1 rRNA gene is annotated in these 327 nt (G+C 52.3%); it reads right to left on the bottom strand.

Annotated elements, in window-relative coordinates:
- Window positions 1–327 (bottom strand): 16S ribosomal RNA (locus C3945_RS11790); the annotation flags it as partial.

The raw sequence follows: 327 nt of genomic DNA, 5'->3' as shown, positions 1-327 counted from the left end.
AAGGTTCTTCGCGTTGCATCGAATTAAACCACATGCTCCACCGCTTGTGCGGGCCCCCGTCAATTCATTTGAGTTTTAGTCTTGCGACCGTACTCCCCAGGCGGTCTACTTATCGCGTTAGCTGCGCCACTAAAGCCTCAAAGGCCCCAACGGCTAGTAGACATCGTTTACGGCATGGACTACCAGGGTATCTAATCCTGTTTGCTCCCCATGCTTTCGTACCTCAGCGTCAGTATTAGGCCAGATGGCTGCCTTCGCCATCGGTATTCCTCCAGATCTCTACGCATTTCACCGCTACACCTGGAATTCTACCATCCTCTCCCATAC

It is taken from the genome of Alkalibacterium sp. MB6 (assembly GCF_009935905.1).
Classification (GTDB): domain Bacteria; phylum Bacillota; class Bacilli; order Lactobacillales; family Carnobacteriaceae_A; genus Alkalibacterium.
The sequence above is the reverse complement of the archived record's forward strand: the minus strand, read 5'-3'. Positions and strand labels throughout refer to the sequence as shown.